This is a genomic window from Acinetobacter sp. XS-4 (assembly GCF_023920705.1).
Lineage (GTDB): Bacteria > Pseudomonadota > Gammaproteobacteria > Pseudomonadales > Moraxellaceae > Acinetobacter.
Genome location: NZ_CP094657.1, coordinates 1258996 through 1277627 on the forward strand (window position 1 = coordinate 1258996; position 18632 = coordinate 1277627).

The following is an 18632-nucleotide window of genomic DNA, read 5'->3' on the forward strand; positions in this document are numbered from 1 at the left end:
TTTCCTGTTTACGCTTAGTTGTTATAACTACCAGTTGAAATTACACGTGAATTATTTGACAGATCTTGTTGCATCTGACTTTCACTTTCACGAATATAACTGTCGGTATTATCATCCTGAGAGTCAGGCGTTGTGTTATCACTTTGTGGCGTATATGTTGGATCAACTTGATAATAAGGTGCGCCACATGGCGTAGCACGGTGCGGAACTGTATGCGTTAGCATCGGAATATACATAGCACCATCACAAGCCTGAGCAGATAAATCACCCGTTGCACGATCAATCCACTGCCACTGTACAGTGTCTGGTTGACGTATATTCACAGGAGTTTGACGTAACTGTTTCATCACGTTAGTCCATACTGGCAATGCACCAGATGAACCAGTTAATCCTGTTACTTTATTGTCATCTAAACCTAACCATACTACAGCGACATGGTTACCCGAATAACCAGCAAACCATGAGTCACGTGTATCGTTAGTCGTACCTGATTTACCCGCCAATTTTAAAGCTGGAGATAAGCTGCTATAGGCTGAACGACCAGTACCCGAAGACATAACCTGTTGTAAACCGTAATTCATAATATAGCCAACAGATGGATCAATCGTTTGTTGAACATTCAGGCCATAACGGTCAAGTAAACGACCATTCGCATCTACCACAGACCGAATTGCACGAGTTGGATATTTAAAGCCGCCTGTAGCGAAGTTTTCATAGATTCCGAGCACTTCCATTGGTGACATATTGACTGCCCCAAGGAAAATAGAAGGGTAGGCAGGAATCGTTGATTCAACACCAAACTTTCTTAGATTATTGGTAAATGTTGATAAACCAAACTCTTGACCCAAACGTACAGCTGATAGGTTGTATGAGTTTGCTAATGCTTCACTCAGACTCACTACACCATGTCCACCACCACTATAGTTTTTAGGTGTCCAGCTTTTACCACTATCTACAGGAACACTGATTGGAGCATCTTCAATTTGGCTTGCCCAATTATAACGTCCAGATTCGATAGCACTTAAATAAATCACAGGTTTCAATAAAGAACCGACTTGACGTTTCGCATCTAAAGCACGGTTAAAACCAGTAAAATCTTGTGTAGAACCAACTGCCGCAACGAGCTCGCCATTTTCAGGATGTGCAATCAGTACAGCACCTTGTAAATTTTTCAAACGTGCTGGGTTGCTGTTGGCTAAGCGATCTACTGAAGCTTTAAACGCGTTTTGAACTTGGGTTTGAGTAATTGGGTCTAAGGTCGTAAAAATACGTAAGCCTTGATTGGTTAAATCACTTTCTTGATATTCTGTGCGCAATTGACGACGCACAATATCTAAAAAGTCTGGGAACTTTGCAGGCCCTAAACTTGGTTTACTTAACACATTTAAAGGACGTGCAATTTCATCTTCATATTCGGCTTGAGTTAAATAACCCATCACACGCATGTTATTTAACACAGTGTCACGGCGTTTTTTTGCACCTTCAGGGTTTTTCCAAGGATTATATAAAGAAGGGCCTTGAACCAAACCGACTAAATAAGCTTGTTGTGCAACGCTAAGCTCACGTAATGGTAAACCAAAATAAAATTGTGAAGCCAAACCATAGCCATTAATTGAGTAGCTACCATTTTGGCCTAAATTCACTTCATTTAAATAGGCTTCTAAAATTTCATCTTTGCTGTAATGCAGCTCGATGAGTAAAGCCATTAATGCTTCATTGACTTTACGTTTTAATGTGCGTTCAGGAGTGAGGTAGAAGTTTTTAACTAATTGTTGAGTCAGGGTTGAACCACCTTGACGCTTTCCACCCGTAACATTACTAACCAATGCACGAGCTGTACCGCGAATTGAAATACCATGATGATGATAAAAATTGCGGTCTTCTGTAGAAATTAAAGCTTCAATGAGTGGTTTAGGGACATTATTCAGTTTAATGAGTACGCGGTCTTCATTGTGTTGAGGATAAATTCCTCCAATGAGTAACGGTTCTAAGCGTGCAACGCCGGTTGAAGAAGGTTTGGTACTTCGTACTTCAACAACTTGATCATTTGCAAAACTTAACTCTAAGACTTGTTCAGGTTCAACACTGTCACCGTAGTCAAAACCACGTGTGTGGATATACATATTGCTGCCTTGAGCAACATAACTTCCAGACTTGTCATAATTACTTGAAGTTTTGTAACCCAATAGCTTTAATTCTTGAGTAAAATTTGCTTGAGAAATAGGCGCGTTGTTATAAATTTCCAAAGGGCGTGCAAACACTTTGGCAGGAATATCCCACCGCTGTCCTTCAAATTTTTCACGGATAATATTATCTAAACGAATCAGATAGATACTAAGAGCAATAAAAGCACCAATGATCAAAATGGAAAAGATTAGTGCAAAGAAACCGATACCACGTTCAAACTTCATAAAAATGAGATAAAACCCTAACAATGCCTGTAATGATGCGATAGCTTGTCATCAATTTGCAATGATAAAACTGTGAATAATTGGAAAAGTTAGATTGAATTTTACAGCATCTTGTAGTTATGTTTTTTTAAATTAATCGGGTTAATGTTATTATAGGCAAGTATCGCAGCGGAGCTTACTCATTCGTGCAAATTTCACATAAGTCCTTCAGAAACGTCGGGTTAATCGGTCGACCAGATAAATCATCAGTTGTAGAAACACTCTGTTTAATTCATGATCATTTATTGAACTTAGGTTTGAACCCCATTTTTGATCAGGAAACAGCCGAATTAGTGCCTTATGATCATGCACAGATAGTAAGCCGTCATTTATTAGGTGAAGTTGCTGATTTAGTTATTGTGGTTGGAGGAGATGGTTCTTTACTCCATGCTGCAAGGGCTTTGGTTCGTTACAATACGCCTGTAATTGGTATCAACCGTGGACGGTTAGGTTTTTTAACTGATATCAAACCTTCAGAAGCTATTTTTAAACTTGATCAAGTCCTTCAAGGGCATTTTCAACTTGATCGCCGTTTCTTACTTGAAATGGAAGTAAGAACAAATGGCGAAGTCATTTATGATGCAATTGCTTTAAATGATGTCGTTTTGCATTCAGGTAAGTCGGTCCACATGATTGACTTTGAACTTAACATTGATGGCCAATACGTTTATCGCCAGCATAGTGATGGTTTAATTGTTTCGACTCCAACTGGATCAACGGCCTATGCTTTGTCAGGCGGTGGACCAATTTTACATCCAAGCATGGACGCGATTGCATTAGTTCCAATGCACCCTCATACCTTGTCATCACGACCAATCGTTGTTGGTGGTCAAAGCGAAATTAAGATTGTTATTCGCGAAAATCGAGTGTTACCAATGGTGAGTGCAGATGGACAACATAGTATATCGCTCAATGTTGGAGATAGTTTACACATCCGCAAACATCCATTTAAACTAAGTTTATTGCATCCACCAGGTTATGATTTTTATATGGCCTGCCGTACCAAACTTGGTTGGAACCAAGATTTTGAATCTTTCCAAAGAGATGAATCATGAATATTGAACAAATGCTATCTATTTTAAACCCTGAGATTGTAGAGCGTTTAAAAACAGCAGTAGAAATTGGTAAATGGCCAAATGGCGTTGTTTTAACAAAAGAGCAGCGTGAAACTTGTATGCAAGCTGTAATTGCTTGGGAGTTAAAGAACTTACCAGAAGAGCAGCGTAGTGGTTATATTGACCGCGGTACAAAAGAAGAGGGTGAGGTTTGTGAAGATGATCACCACAAACATGAGCCAGAATTTAAACCAATTCGTTTTGTTTAAAATTTTATAAGACAGAAAACTTATTTTTGGTTATTCCATATGGCCTTGAATACCATGTTTTTCATGAGTTATAGCATATAGGCTTTAATTACTTTTAAAGGATTAAAAGTAAGCAAAAATCCTTTGTATCACTGACGATACTTCCATGTATCGCAGTGATACGGTCGACATCCATGTCGACTTTCACGATAGCATCTGTTAACTACGAATTAAGATTGCTTGAATTACGTGTTTCCCATAACACTTTTGCTTTCTGCATTGCTTCTTCAAAACTAGCAACAACTCCCATGGTATATAGTGCAATTCCGATGGTTTCTGTTACTGCCATTTCACCGTATTCATGGTGCTGTTGACCTAACCATACTGCTTTAAAAGTTGCTAAATCTAATTCTTCTTCAATTGGACTGCGTTCAGGCGTGAGTTTTGGTAACTCGTGTTCATAAAGTTCACCATTTTTAATACCGCAAATGAGTGTTTTTGCATCTGGATTTCGCTCAAACTCACCCCCTTCACCTTTAATGACAGCACTATTTTGATAGCCTAAGCGCAATGCACTATGTTGATGTGAAGTTCGATAAGCTGGATGGAATATTGCTTGTAAGGTGGCTTTAGCACTAAAAGGATTGATTAAGCGAGCTAATGTATGAATAGGTGAGCGTAGACCCATTACATTTCTTAAAGAAATCAGTTCACTTAAAACTGGTGAAATCACATCTAGTGGTAAGTATGCGAAATTTTGCTCTGCTAATTGTGTTCGTACTTCTTGTTCAGAATGACAAATTTGATAACCCAGATATTCTAAAACCTGTTCGGTATAAACACGGTTAAGCGTGTGACCTGATGCACCATGCATAACAATCTTATGGCCATGCTGGGCAAGCGTAAGAGCAGCTAATAAAAACCAAGGATAATGTTTTCGTTTACCCGCATAAGATGACCAGTCTAAATCAACTTCCAATGGCTGAAAATTGAGTTGATCTCTAGTGGCTTGAACAAATCCCGCGAGTTCATCAATAGATTCTTCTTTAACACGAAGTAGCATTAAAAAAGCACCTAACTGTACATCAAGTACTTCACCTTTTAAAATCATGGTAAATGCTTGATAAGCTTCTTCATAGCTTAAAGAGCGTGAACCGCTTTTACCCTTACCTAAAATACGGACATATTGAGCGAATGGGTGTTCAGCATCTTTATAGATATTACGTTTAGTATTCATCGTAGTTCAAAACAATAAAAATGATGGGATGTAGGCAGCTCAAAATGAAATGTCCACAAGTATTTAATCAATATGACATAAAAAACTGTCGAAAAAATATCAAAAGTGTTTCTTATACTAAAGTCTTAAGGTTGCATGAGTGTTTTTTGTGCGTATTAGCTAAAAATTTAACCGAATCATTATTTAATTCGAGTACACTTTCTCGTGCTTTTTTGAGCACTCATATCATAATTTTCTGTGATTCTCCTATATCTTCAGCTTTTTATTAAAAAAGTAAGAGGTTATTTCTAACTACTCAAAGTGGTTAGAAACTTCAGGTATTCTCCTGTTTTAGAAAACAGCTTTTTTTGTTTTCATTGAGGTAGTAGGAAGGTTTTTTGTTTACAAAGAACCGTTTCCCTTTTGCGGTGTTCATGTGAAAGGTTAGGGCTGTGTATTCGTAAAGAATAGACGTTTCATTTTGGTATTTCCAACGGACTTGGAAATATAGATTGAAGTAAAGTTATGGCTAAAAAACCGATTTATAAATCACTTTATTTTCAGGTGATTATTGCGATTATTGCGGGTGTTTTGGTAGGGCATTTTTCCCCAAGCTCAACGCAAATTGTCAATGGTGTTGAACAGCATATCCCAGGTTTAGGTGAGAAACTCAAGCCATTAGGTGATGCCTTTATTCGTTTGATCAAGATGATCATCGCTCCAGTTATTTTCTGTACCGTGGTCAGCGGTATTGCTGGCATGGAAAGTATGAAGTCAGTCGGAAAAACTGGCGGCGTCGCGTTGTTATATTTTGAAGTTGTTTCAACAATTGCACTTCTGATTGGCCTTGTTGTAATTAACATTGCTAAACCGGGTGTAGGGATGAATATTGACCCTACAACTCTAGACACCTCGGGCATTCAAAAATACGTCAGTTCGGGTGAGTCACAATCTACCATTGATTTCTTAATGCACATCATTCCAGATACGGTTGTTGGCGCATTTGCAAATGGTGAAATCTTACAAGTCCTTCTTTTTGCAATTCTCTTTGGTTTTGCTTTACATAAGTTAGGTGATGCAGGACGTCCAGTTTTAAAATTTATTGATCAAGTTGCACATGTGTTCTTTAACATTGTGAACATGATTATGAAACTGGCTCCGATTGGTGCATTCGGTGCAATGGCATTCACCATTGGTAAATATGGCGTTGGTTCACTTGTACAATTAGGGCAATTAATTCTCTGCTTCTATGTTACGTGTCTACTCTTTATCTTCTTGATTTTGGGTACAATCAGCCGTATGAGTGGATTCAGTATCCTCAAAATGATCCGTCTGATTCGTGAAGAGTTATTAATTGTACTTGGTACATCTTCTTCTGAATCTGTTTTGCCTCGCATGTTGCGTAAACTTGAAATTGCAGGTTGTGAAAAGTCTGTAGTTGGTTTGGTTATTCCAACAGGTTATTCATTTAACCTTGATGGAACGTCAATTTATTTGACTATGGCAGCAATCTTTATTGCTCAGGCAACGAATACTCAGCTTGATATTCAACATCAGATCACTTTGTTATTAGTACTTTTAATTTCATCTAAGGGTGCGGCGGGTGTAACTGGATCTGGCTTTATTGTTATGGCGGCAACTTTGTCTGCTGTAGGACATATTCCAGTTGCAGGTTTGGCATTGATTTTAGGTATCGACCGTTTCATGTCAGAAGCACGTGCTTTAACTAACCTTGTTGGTAACTCTTTGGCAACAATTGTTGTTGCGAAATGGGTCGGTGCTTTAGATAAAGATAAGCTTAATGATGCTTTAAATAATCCAGATGAAGTCGACAGAAAAATGATGGAACCAAAAAGTCCTCAAGTCGCTGAAGGTCTAGATTAATTCAAAGAAACCTATATAAAAAAGGAAGCTAAAGCTTCCTTTTTTATTGGCTGACTGAAAAGTACAGTTTTAATGAGCAGCTATGCCATGACAGTTGCTAAAAAAATGATTAGCATGCACAGCAATGAGATTCGATAAAACAATAAAGCTGAAGGAAAATATTATGTTGGCATACGATGCAGATTTAGAATTATTCCGTGATAATTTTAAACGTTTTATGAGTGAGCATATTGCGCCTCACTACGATCAATGGGAACGCGAAGGAATCATGCCTCGTTCAGTTTGGAATCAACTGGGTGAAAATGGCTATTTATGTGTGGATGTTCCAGAAGAATACGGTGGTTATGGGGTTCCGACATATTATTCGTTAATGTTGGTTGAAGAGTCTGCACGTGCTGGTTTTTGTGCATTATCAACAGCTATTTCTTGCCACTCTGAAATTGCTGCACCATATATTTTACACATCGGGACAGAAGAGCAAAAACAATACTGGTTACCGAAAATGGTAACTGGCGAAGTTGTTGGTGCAATTGGTATGACTGAACCAGGAGCAGGTTCGGATTTACAATCAATGCGTACCAGCGCCATTTTGCAAGACGATCACTATTTATTAAATGGTTCAAAAACCTTTATTTCAAATGGGCAACATGCTGATCTTGTTGTGCTCGCAGTAAAAACTGACCCTCAAGCACGTGCAAAAGGTGTGTCATTATTATTAGCAGATACACATCTGGAAGGTTTTAAGAAAGGCACAAATTTAGACAAAATCGGCCTGCACTCTCAAGATACATCTGAGCTGTTTTTTGACAATGTGAAAGTACCTAAAAACCAGTTACTTGGTCAAGCTGGGCAAGGTTTTGCTTATTTAATGCAAGAGTTACCTCGTGAACGTACTGCAATTGCATCTACTGCAATTGGGGCAATTCGCGGTGCAATTGATTTGGCAACAGCTTATGTAAAAGAGCGTCAAGCATTTGGTCAACCCATTTCACAGTTCCAAAATACACGTTTTGTTTTAGCACAAGCAAAAATTGATGAGCTTGCTACAGCGGCTTTTTATGAAAGAAACGTTGCCTTATATCAAGAAGGCAAATTAGATGTAGAAACAGCTGCGGCATTAAAAAGTTTCAGTAGTGACATGCAAATGAAGGTTGCTGACAACTTACTCCAGCTTTTTGGTGGTTATGGCTATATGACTGAATATCCAATTTCACGTTTCTTTGTCGATGCCCGTATCCAACGTATTTACGGCGGTACAAATGAAATTATGAAGGAAATCGTAGCGCGTGGATTAATTGGCAAAGCCTAATTAAGCAGAGAAAAAACAGCCTGTCTTAGAACAGGCTGTTTTGTTTTTAACTATTTGGTCTTCTGTTGAATGACAGGATAGTTTTTCTGTTTCGGTAATTGCTGTAATGCATGATTCATCTTTCTTAAAAACTCATCTGCTTCATCTTGATGGAATGAATCTTCGGTGTATTCACTACGTTCTTGAAAGACGACACCACAACCAGTTATTTTCATATTTTCAGGATTAAATGACCAGTCATTTGGATTCTTTAAGTTAATGTTTAAATCACTTTCACAGCTTTTCCATAAACGTAAAAAATCATTTGATAATTCTGTTTTAAATCCTCGTGCTGGATAGACCGAGAAGCCTTTCATTTCGGGATTAGAAAACTGTATAAACATGTCTACTGGCATACCGCCCCAAATGATTGCTTTATTTTCTGGTAAAGCAATGCCTGATAAATTTTTCTCTTTTAAAGCATGTGATTGCTCAAATTTCTGCCTGAAATTTTGCGACTGATAGGTCAGCTTGGTTTGAGGTGGGATTGGAATACCACGAACTTGATTACTGACAGTCGTCCTATAGTACGGAGAATTATCAGTACCATTGCATCCTGCGATTAAGGGGCAACCGCCACAAGCCGTTAAACTAAAACTTGTAAGGCCCAGTAAGCCCAATACAATAATTTTATTCATTCTATTTTACTGTTGTTATGACATATTGGGTCAGTATAACCAATCTATGCATTAAGAGGTCTATCTTTAAGAACAACGAAATAATCAGCTTTAAATGTAATTTGTTTTTACTTGACTGGCTGCTGTAATGGCCCATCAAATAAAGATTTGCAGCTTTCTAGGTCTTTGCACGAAGCAAACATAAGGGCTTTAGGTAGGCTTGCATACAAATTTGTAATGTGTTGTTCAGCAGGGTTATAAAAATGCCAATAAGTAAATTGATCTGAACGTTTATTTTCCAGAGCTTTAAAGAAATCTGTTTCGTTAAATTTATTATCAAGTTGAGTACGAGGCCCGCCTTGCTCATGTGTACCGACTGTGGTCAAAAGCATCGGAGAATTGCTTTGTTTTTGACTTTGCCAATGATTTAACTTTTGAAATAACATGCCTTGATCAAACCAAAGAGAAGGGCTTGCAGCAAAGTAACGCTGGAATGCATTAGGCTTTTGAAAAAAATGATAAAGAACCAATAAGCCGCCAAAAGAATGCCCATATAGACTCTGTTGTTTACTATTAACTGGAAACTGTTTTGCAATTTCTGGTTTGAGTTCATCATTTAAGAAATTGATGAATTTGTCAGCACCACCATATTTATATTTACCTTGTGCCTGAAATTCAGCAGAAGGTTTTGGTGTGTAATCATAAGCACGTTTCTGCACATCAAAAGTTTTTTGCTGCGGGTAACCAACCGCGACGATCATGAGTGGATCTAGGCCTAATTTTGCTGAGCCTGCACCAATAGACTGGGCAATATTGGCAGCACTTGGGAATGTTGCATTGCCATCTAATATATAAAGTACTGGATAACCCTGTTGGGGTGGGGCAACGGGTGGTTTATAAATTTGAATAAGGTAATCATGGCCTGTATTTTTAGATTTAATTTGAAATTGTGCCTGATTATTTTGAAAAACGATTTTTGATTGATTTTGTGTAGAAGTTTGAGCCAAAACAGAGCCACTTATTAATGAGCTCAAAATAAAACAGCAAGGTAAAAAGAAAAATGATTTATGCATAATGGGGAATAATAAAATTTATTACACAAATGATAAATGAAAATCATTATCAAATAAAGCGATTCAAGAAATGTGTGCAAAAAGGTTAATGAAAAAAGCTCTTACAGCCATATTGCCTAACAAATCAAAGCAGACTATTGTTATACTCTCGTTTAAAAGATGATTTTACTGAGGCTGCATTCTAATGATCAACGATGATCAAAACAAAACGACTTCTCTTAGTTTAGAACAAATTCGCGAAGATATTGATAGCGTAGATCAACAGATTCAAGAATTATTAAATCGACGCGCAAGCCTTGCTGAAGCTGTTGCGAAAGCTAAATTTGCTTCCGAAGAGAATCCTTTGTTTTATCGTCCTGAACGTGAAGCGCAGGTCTTACGAAAAGTTATGGAGCGTAACCAAGGTCCTTTGTCTGATGTAACCATGGCACGTTTATTCCGTGAAATTATGTCTGCTTGCCTTGCTTTAGAAGCACCGCAAAGTATTGCATTTTTAGGGCCAGAAGGTACTTTTACGCAATCTGCTGTGCTTAAGCATTTTGGTAAAGATGCCGTTGTACGACCACTTCCAACTATCGATGAAGTCTTCCGTGAAGTGGAAGCAGGTAGTGCACATTACGGTGTGGTTCCAGTTGAGAACTCATCTGAAGGTGTTGTAAACCATACCTTAGATTGCTTTAAAACATCGAATTTAAATGTGATTGGTGAAGTTGAATTACGTATTCATCATCAATTTCTTGTTTCTGAAAATACACGTAAAGACAGTATTAAGCAGATTTATGCTCATCAGCAAACTTTGGCCCAATGTCGCCAATGGTTAGATGCGCATTATCCGGGTGTTGAACGTGTTGCTTTAAACTCAAATGCAGAAGCTGCACGCCGTATTCGCAACGAATGGCATTCGGCAGCGATTGCATCTGATATTGCAGCAGGCATGTATAACCTTGAAATTTTACATAGCAATATTGAAGATAATCCGGAAAATACAACTCGTTTCTTAGTGATTGGCCGTGAAAAAATTCCACAAAGTGGCAACGATAAAACTTCATTATTGATTTCAGCACATGATCGTGCAGGTGCTTTATTAGAAATTTTAGCACCATTTGCAAAACATAATATTAGCTTAACAAGTATTGAGACTCGTCCAGCATTACCTGAAAAGTGGGCATATGTATTCTTTATCGATTTAGAAGGTCATATCGAACAAGAGAATGTTGCTGCTGCGATTAATGATATTCGCCCAATGGTGAAAGAGATTCGTATTTTAGGTTCTTATCCTGCAGCTGTTCTGTAATCACTTATGTTGGAATAATGACATGCATCAAGATAAGCATGTCATTATGCTTAAAAACAAATTGCTCAATGGTTTAAATAACTTTGAGCAAAAGCAAAGTTGAAGTTATGTCACAACCCCTATTTAAAAAAGTTGCATTTATTGGTTTAGGACTCATCGGGTCGAGTTTAGCTCGTGTTATTGTTGCAGAAAAGTTGGCGACAACTGTTGTTGCATCTACACGCTCACAGAAAACTTTAGAAGATGCAAAATCACTTGGCTTAATACAAGAAGGATTTGCTGATCCTGTTGAAGCCGTGAAAGGGGCAGATTTAGTTGTTTTAGCCTTGCCCGTACGTGCTACACAAAAAGTGCTTGAGCAAATTAAACCCTATTTGTCAGAAACCACGATTGTAACTGATGTGGGAAGTACAAAAGGTAATGTCGTTGATGCAGCAAAAGCTGTATTTGGTGAAGATTTACCAGCAGGTTTTGTACCAGGGCATCCTATTGCGGGTAGTGAACACACGGGTGTTCATGCAGGTAAGGTTGACTTATTTGCAAATCACAAAGTAATTTTAACGCCGTTACCAACCAGTGCAGAATGGGCTGTTGATAAACTGATTCAACTTTGGTCAGCTGCTAAAGCTGAAGTCATTTGTATGGATGTTGCTAAGCATGATGAAGTGCTGGCACATACGAGTCATCTACCACATTTAATGGCATTTAATCTGGTCGAGCAACTTGCAAATCGTGAAGATAATCTTGATATTTTCCGTTATGCGGCAGGTGGTTTCCGTGATTTTTCGCGAATTGCGGCTAGTGATCCTCAAATGTGGCATGACATTTTCTTTGCCAATAAAACAGCGATATTAAATGCTGTAGATGGCTTTGAAAAGCAACTTACCGTACTTAGAAAATTGATTGAAAACGAAGATTCTCATGCATTAATGGGTTTACTCGGCCATGCTCAAGCAGCACGTCAGCATTTCAATCATATGTTAGCCAAAAAACCTTTAATGGAGAAAAATAAGGTGACACAGCAATTCAGTATCTTACCGGGAAATAAGGCTTTTAAAGGTAAATTTACCGTACCGGGTGACAAATCTGTGTCACATCGCTCCATTATGTTTGGTGCTATTGCCGAAGGCACTACCCATGTAACTGGCTTCCTTGAAGGTGAAGATGCCTTGGCAACTTTGCAAGCTTTCCGTGATATGGGCGTAAGCATTGAAGGGCCTAAAAATGGTGAAGTGACCATTCATGGCGTGGGTATGCATGGTTTAAAAGCGCCAGCAAGTGCATTATATATGGGTAACTCTGGTACAAGCATGCGTTTACTTTCAGGTATGCTATCAGCACAAAAGTTTGATTCCGTTATGACGGGTGATGCATCACTTTCTAAACGTCCAATGGAGCGTATTGCTAAGCCATTACGTTTAATGGGTGCGCAAATTCAGACCACAGGTGAGAAAGGTACACCACCTGTAAGCATTACTGGTAGTCAACAATTAAAAGCGATTCAATACGATTTACCTATGGCATCTGCTCAAGTGAAATCAGGTATTTTACTTGCGGGCTTATGGGCTGAGGGTGAAATCTCTGTTACAGAACCAGAGCCAACGCGTGACCATACAGAGCGCATGCTTCGTGCATTTGGCTATGATGTTAAAACCGAAGGCAACAAGATTTCTCTTGTTGGTGGCGGAAAATTAGTAGGTACTGACATTCAAGTACCATCAGACATTTCATCTGCTGCTTTCTTTATGGTGGGTGCTGCTATTACTGAAGGTTCTGATGTTATTCTGGAAGCTGTAGGTATTAACCCAACACGTACTGGCGTAATTGAAATTTTAAAACAGATGGGTGCTGACCTGACTGTTGAAAATGAACGTATCGCTGGTGGCGAACCTATTGCTGATATTCATATTAAAGGTTCACGCACGCTTAAAGGCATTCATATGCCAGAAGACCAAGTACCTTTAGCAATTGACGAATTCCCAGCTTTATTTATTGCAGCAGCTTGTGCTGAAGGCCAAACGGTATTAACTGGTGCGGCAGAGCTTCGTGTGAAAGAGTCTGACCGTATTCAGGTCATGGCTGATGGCTTGAAAATTATGGGAATTGACTGTACGCCAACTGATGATGGCATCATTATTGAAGGTAAGGGTAAGTCAGGCGATTGGTCACCAATCTTTGCTGGTGGTGAAATCGAATCACATCATGACCACCGTATTGCCATGAGTTTTAGTATGGCAGGTCTTCGTAATTCTGGTCCGATTACGATTCAAGGTACTGAAACTGTGGCGACAAGCTTCCCAACTTTCACTGAGTTGGCGAATCGTGCAGGCTTAACAATCGAAGTTAGCCAATAACTTTTGACCTAACACATTTTATAATTGCTAACACAATAGCAACGGCAGCAGCGGGCTAAAGGCTTGGCTGCTGTTTGTTTATTGCTTATGCTAAGCGCAGATAATGATAAAAGTGTTAGGACAAAGGATGAAAAAATTACAATTTATTGCCAGTTGCCCACAACATGGGGTGCTTGATCATCCACCAAATGAATGCCATATCACTCAAGAATATGTAGCTGCTTTATTATTTAAACAATTGGGGCATTATGGCTTTGATGCACAGCACATTGTGCATGAACATGAAAAGGTAGAAGTGAGTATTGATAATCATCTTTTACCCTTGTCTATTACTTGCCAAAAAACAGACCATGATGGGCATTTAATGTGTGAAATCTCTGCCAATCCAGATGAAGAACAAGACTGGTTTGAGAAGATTGAAACACAAAGCATTATTCGTCAGCTCGCACAGGCAGTTGAAAATAGTCTGAAAGCTGATCAAAGCTTTTCAGCATTTGAATGGAAAAATTAAAACATATTATTGTTAAGACTTATTCATGAAGTACGGCTTTTTAAAAAGTCGTACTATCTCTTTAGATTAAGATAAAAATACAAAATCTTTCCCGAAATTCCTACCTATCTTTAATGCATTGTGTATATTGAAATTATTAAGATATTTACATAATTAGAGTGTGGTTTTCATGACACAAGTTGATATTGCAGCGTTATCTCCTCAAGTCGTTTGGCAGCATTTTCAAACACTTTGCACTATTCCTCGTCCATCAAAGCATGAACAGCAGCTTCGTGAGTTTTTAAAAAACTGGGCTGAAAGTCGAAATCTAAAAACTTACGTAGATGAAGTCGGTAATTTAATTATCCGTAAGAATGCGACTGCGGGTAAAGAACATGTATCTGGAGTCATTCTGCAAGGCCATTTAGACATGGTTACACAAGCCAATACGGGCACAGTACATGACTTTTTTAAAGACCCGATTCGCCCCATACTTGAGGATGGTTGGTTGATTGCCAAGGATACCACTTTAGGTGCTGATAATGGCATTGGGGTAGCCTTAGCTTTGGCAGTATTAGATTCAAATGATATTGCTCATGGAGCTATTGAAGTTCTTTTGACAGTTGATGAAGAAGCAGGCATGAGTGGTGCACGGCTTTTACAGGCCGGGGTGCTAAAAGGGAAATGGTTATTTAATATTGATACAGAAGAGTGGGGTGAGCTATATCTCGGCTGTGCTGGCAGTATTGATGTTGAAGTGGAGCAATCACTCACTTATGAACCAATCCCTGAAAACTTGACCATTGTAAACATTCAGGTTGCTGGTCTTAAAGGTGGTCATTCTGGTGTAGATATTCATTTGGGGCGTGGCAATGCCAACGTTATTCTAGCCCGCTTTTTAAATGAGTATTTAGCAAAGCTTGGTGGAGGACTTGTTGAGTTTACAGGTGGTACAGCCCGTAATGCTTTACCTCGAGAAGCAGTGGCAACCATTGCAATTTTGCCTAACCAATTTCCTGAATTAGAAAAATTACTCGCTGAATATCAAACAGCATCGAAAAAGCAGCTACAAGGTATTGATGATAACCTGCAATTAACTATTCAACTCAGTAGCGCTGAAGCGAATCAAGTGATTACTCAACAACAGCAAAACGAATGGTTACAAGCTTTGGCTACAAGCCCTTACGGTGTTGTCAGTATGAGTCAAGCTTTACCAGATGTAGTTGAAACCTCAAATAACATTGGAGTTGTAAAACTAAATCGAGAAGGTGGAAAAGCTGTTTTAATGGTCCGCTCAATGGTGAACCAAGAAGCTCAAGATTTTGCAGAAAAAATTCAAAAGCATTTTAGTCAATTTAATATCGCCTCTACACTGACACCATTAGTTTCGGGTTGGACACCAAATCCTGACTCAGCTGCTTTAAAGTGCTTACAGCAAGCCTATCAAAAGGCGTTTAACATTGAGCCCAATCTCAAAGTAATTCATGCAGGTTTAGAGTGCGGGATTATTGCCGAGCACTATCCAGATTTACAGATGGTTTCATTTGGTCCTGATATTCAAGGTGCACATGCACCCGGTGAACGAGTAAAAGTAGATACGGTAGAGAAATGCTGGAAACTGTTAGTAACGGCTTTAGCATCTGTAGAGTAATTTTTAGAAATAAGAAGCTCAGTTATGAGCTTCTTAAACTTTGACCTTTACATGGAAATGATCTGGACTTAACTCGGTAAATTTAAAATCATAGCGGATATAAGTTTACTCGATTTTTAGAAGTTGCCCTGTTTCACTTAAAGTAAACTGATCAAAATCATTTGCTAAATAAAAATGGCCTTTATAAAACTGACGAACTTCTTCAGCAATAGCTTGCTGCCCAGCTTTATCCTGATGTCTAGGGCTAAAATGAGTCAGAATTAAATTATCCAGAGATTGTTGTTCTGCAAATTCAGCCACCATTTTTGCAGAACTGTGCATAGGGCCTTTGCCTATTTTATCTAAACTGGCTTGTAAATAAGTCGATTCATGAATGAGTAGTTGAGCATCTTTGCAAGCATTTGCTAACAATTCAGGTTGATCATTATCACCACCTATAATTGCATGGATTTGCTGATCCTGAACTTTGATAAAGTCTTTCGATTTTAAAACTCGTCCTTCAAACTCAACATCGTAGCCTCGTTTTAAATGCCCCCAGATATCGCCTTTGGGTACACCAAGTTGAGTTAAAGTTTGGATATCTAACTTCTTCTGCGTAGATTTTATATAAATGCTAAAGGCAAAACTTGGGACACGATGGCTGAGGGGATGGGCCTGAACTATAAACTCATCAGAGACCTGCTGAGACTGTATTGCCTCGTTAACATCAATAAAATTGATTGGATAGGGCAAATATAAATCTGTAAGTTGGGCCGTAATTTCAAACCATTGCCGTATTTCTTTCGGTGCAATCACGATTAATGGTTTTGTGCGGGCATTCATGCCTGCACTTGCTAGCAAACCAATTAGACCATAACAATGGTCACCGTGAACATGTGTAATGCAAATAGCAACTAGGTTTTGTAAGGAAAGTTTGGCTTGCTGAATGCGGTGCTGAGTACCTTCACCTGCATCAATTAAAATCCAGTCTTTATTTTTGTGGTTACGAACGGCTAATCCTGAAACATTACGTGTAAGAGTGGGTACACCAGAGGATGTGCCTAAAAAAGTAAAATGAAGCATATTTTTGGAATTTTTTAGTTAAATGCGTGCTGTATATTATAGACACTTATTAAAATTTTATAGTAATTATGGCGAACGAATGATAATAACCAAGTAAAAATAGATTCGTTTTGGATTGAATTGGAATAATTTTTAGAAGTTATACAGCTCATAAAATGATGGACATAGACCGAATCTATGTCCACCAAATACACTTTATTTCATGATAATAAAGCGTGTGATGATTTGACGAAGCTGTTTTAAATAACCTGTAAAGAAGTGATTAGCACCCGGTAAAATCGTAATTGGATGTTTCTGCGGTTTTGCCCATGCAATTGCATCTGAAAGTAAGGTAATGTCATCTTGCTCACCATGAATGAGTAGAATATCACCTTGAATTTCAGGAGTTTTATAGTGGCGTAAGCCCACTACAGTAGCCGTTGGTAAACCACATAAAATTAATTGTATAGGTCGTAATTCAGGATTAAGCTGTGCAAAGCATTTTGCTAAAACATGTGAGCCGAAACTAAAGCCACCTGCATAGAACGGTAGACCTTCGTGAAGCTTACGAACATGTTCAATTACAGCTAAAATATCTTCAGTTTCACCATGGCCTTCATCATGAATACCTTCACTACCACCTAAGCCACGGAAGCTAGGGCGATAAACAATGCAACCATATTCATTAAAGATTTGGGTTAAAAGGGCCGGGACTTTATGTTGGGGGGTTCCTCCTTGCAATGGATGCGGATGACAAACAACCGCAAAGCCTTTGATTTCACCTTCAGGGCGGTCAACGAAAAGTTCAATTTTACCTACTGGACCCTGGATGAAAGTTTGCTCAGACATATAAGAACCGCTAAATAACAATACGTGATGCTATTTTACCGATAGTCGTCATTGAAAACACGAGTTAGCATTAAAAAATATCTACTGTTATAGTTGGTATTAAGAATAATTTTTTCAGGTTGTCTATGCTTGCTTTAATTTCTCCTGCAAAAACTTTGGATTATGAAACAGCGTTACCTACAGATGAGTTTACTCAGCCTCGCTTGTTAGAACATTCAGAACAATTAATTGATGTTAGCCGTAAACTTTCTGCTTCTGAAATTGCGAGCTTAATGAGTGTCAGTGAAAAAATTGCCACACTGAATGCAGACCGATTTAGAGATTGGAAGCCCGAGTTTGATTTTTCAAATGCTCGTCAGGCAATTTATGCGTTTAAAGGTGACGTATATACGGGTTTAGATGCGTACCACTTAAAAGACAAAGATATTGCTTTTGCACAGCAGCATTTGCGTATGCTCTCTGGTCTATATGGTTTATTGCGTCCTTTAGATTTAATGATGCCTTATCGTCTTGAGATGGGTACTAAACTAAAAAATATGCGTGGTCATAATTTGTATGAATTCTGGGGTGAAATTATCACAAACCAGATTAATGAAGACTTGGCAGCCATTAAATCTGAATTACTTGTAAACCTAGCTTCAGATGAGTATTACAAGTCGGTCAATGAGAAGAAAATTAAGGCTGAAATTATTAAGCCTGTTTTTCTAGATCAGAAAAATGGTAAATATAAAGTCATTAGTTTCTATGCGAAAAAAGCACGCGGTTTAATGGCTCGTTTTATGATTGAAAACCAATTAAATAAAGCTGAAGACATCAAAGCGTTTAATACTGATGGATACTACTTTGATGCTGAGAATTCATCAGCAAAAGAGTTGGTGTTTAAGCGCGATGAACAAGTGGCTTAATTAAATTAATAATTTCACGTGCCATGCGGCTTTTGGTCTCATGTTTAATTTATTAAACTCTATATTGGCTATGCCTTACTTTTGACCTTTCAAAAGTAACAAAAACCTTTGTTGAACAGAGGGCACATCCATGTGGCCCCTGTTCAACAGTGGCATC

At 38.4% G+C, this 18632-nt stretch carries 15 protein-coding genes; 9 read left to right on the forward strand and 6 right to left on the reverse strand.

From position 1 onward, the window contains the following. Nucleotides 1–14 precede the first annotated feature (14 nt). The gene (gene mrcB, locus MMY79_RS05860; protein WP_252612503.1) at nt 15–2411 is read right to left on the reverse strand and encodes a penicillin-binding protein 1B; all 2397 of its coding nucleotides are present in this window, start codon (nt 2409–2411) and stop codon (nt 15–17) included. A gap of 185 nt (nt 2412–2596) precedes the next feature. On the opposite strand from mrcB, the gene MMY79_RS05865 reads away from it, so the two are divergent. After that, nucleotides 2597–3505 carry an NAD(+) kinase gene (locus MMY79_RS05865; RefSeq protein ID WP_003650688.1) on the forward strand — a complete coding sequence of 303 codons (909 nt, stop codon included), beginning with the start codon at nt 2597–2599 and terminating at the stop codon, nt 3503–3505. Beyond that, entirely contained in the window at nt 3502–3774 is a 273-nt protein-coding gene (locus MMY79_RS05870; protein WP_004791223.1) for a YeaC family protein, read from the forward strand. The genes MMY79_RS05865 and MMY79_RS05870 overlap by 4 nt, the downstream gene beginning before the upstream one ends. A gap of 202 nt (nt 3775–3976) precedes the next feature. On the opposite strand, the gene MMY79_RS05875 is transcribed toward MMY79_RS05870, so the two are convergent. Next, complete coding sequence (locus tag MMY79_RS05875; RefSeq protein WP_252612504.1) at nt 3977–4990, reverse strand: glycosyl transferase family protein; 1014 nt, start codon at nt 4988–4990, stop codon at nt 3977–3979. Nucleotides 4991–5494: 504 nt separating this feature from the next. Between MMY79_RS05875 and MMY79_RS05880 the strand changes: the two genes are divergently transcribed. Continuing rightward, entirely contained in the window at nt 5495–6853 is a 1359-nt protein-coding gene (locus tag MMY79_RS05880) for a dicarboxylate/amino acid:cation symporter (RefSeq protein ID WP_252612505.1), read from the forward strand. A 163-nt stretch (nt 6854–7016) separates the two neighbouring features. Beyond that, nucleotides 7017–8162: an acyl-CoA dehydrogenase family protein gene (locus tag MMY79_RS05885; protein ID WP_004791229.1), complete on the forward strand. Its 1146-nt coding sequence runs from the start codon at nt 7017–7019 to the stop codon at nt 8160–8162. Nucleotides 8163–8212: 50 nt separating this feature from the next. On the opposite strand, the gene MMY79_RS05890 is transcribed toward MMY79_RS05885, so the two are convergent. Together MMY79_RS05890 and MMY79_RS05895 are read right to left on the reverse strand one after the other, a co-directional pair. Next, nucleotides 8213–8839 (reverse strand): hypothetical protein, encoded by a 627-nt coding sequence (locus MMY79_RS05890; RefSeq protein WP_252612506.1) that lies wholly within the window; start codon nt 8837–8839, stop codon nt 8213–8215. Nucleotides 8840–8946: 107 nt separating this feature from the next. Next, entirely contained in the window at nt 8947–9891 is a 945-nt protein-coding gene (locus tag MMY79_RS05895; RefSeq protein ID WP_252612507.1) for an alpha/beta hydrolase-fold protein, read from the reverse strand. 184 nt (nt 9892–10075) lie between these two features. On the opposite strand from MMY79_RS05895, the gene pheA reads away from it, so the two are divergent. The 4 genes from pheA (at nt 10076) to MMY79_RS05915 (ending at nt 15680) form a co-directional block, all read left to right on the forward strand. Continuing rightward, a complete protein-coding gene (pheA, locus tag MMY79_RS05900; protein WP_003650703.1) occupies nt 10076–11185 on the forward strand; it encodes a prephenate dehydratase in 1110 nt (369 codons plus the stop codon). A gap of 107 nt (nt 11186–11292) precedes the next feature. Further along, nucleotides 11293–13539 carry a bifunctional prephenate dehydrogenase/3-phosphoshikimate 1-carboxyvinyltransferase gene (locus tag MMY79_RS05905; RefSeq protein WP_252612508.1) on the forward strand — a complete coding sequence of 749 codons (2247 nt, stop codon included), beginning with the start codon at nt 11293–11295 and terminating at the stop codon, nt 13537–13539. A 127-nt stretch (nt 13540–13666) separates the two neighbouring features. Continuing rightward, nucleotides 13667–14050 (forward strand): hypothetical protein, encoded by a 384-nt coding sequence (locus MMY79_RS05910; protein ID WP_004643460.1) that lies wholly within the window; start codon nt 13667–13669, stop codon nt 14048–14050. A 169-nt stretch (nt 14051–14219) separates the two neighbouring features. Next, on the forward strand, nt 14220–15680 hold the full coding sequence (locus MMY79_RS05915) for an aminoacyl-histidine dipeptidase (RefSeq protein WP_252612509.1): 1461 nt from the start codon (nt 14220–14222) through the stop codon (nt 15678–15680). Nucleotides 15681–15785: 105 nt separating this feature from the next. Here MMY79_RS05915 and MMY79_RS05920 read toward each other — a convergent pair whose 3' ends face one another. Both MMY79_RS05920 and MMY79_RS05925 read right to left on the reverse strand, forming a co-directional pair. Further along, entirely contained in the window at nt 15786–16742 is a 957-nt protein-coding gene (locus MMY79_RS05920) for a ribonuclease Z (RefSeq protein WP_252612510.1), read from the reverse strand. Between the two features lie 195 nt (nt 16743–16937). Beyond that, nucleotides 16938–17570, reverse strand: a complete 633-nt coding sequence (locus MMY79_RS05925) for a hydrolase (protein WP_049837088.1) — start codon at nt 17568–17570, stop codon at nt 16938–16940. Nucleotides 17571–17695: 125 nt separating this feature from the next. Between MMY79_RS05925 and yaaA the strand changes: the two genes are divergently transcribed. After that, nucleotides 17696–18475, forward strand: coding sequence for a peroxide stress protein YaaA (yaaA, locus tag MMY79_RS05930; protein ID WP_252612511.1), 780 nt, complete (start codon nt 17696–17698; stop codon nt 18473–18475). The last annotated feature ends 157 nt before the right edge of the window (nt 18476–18632 follow it).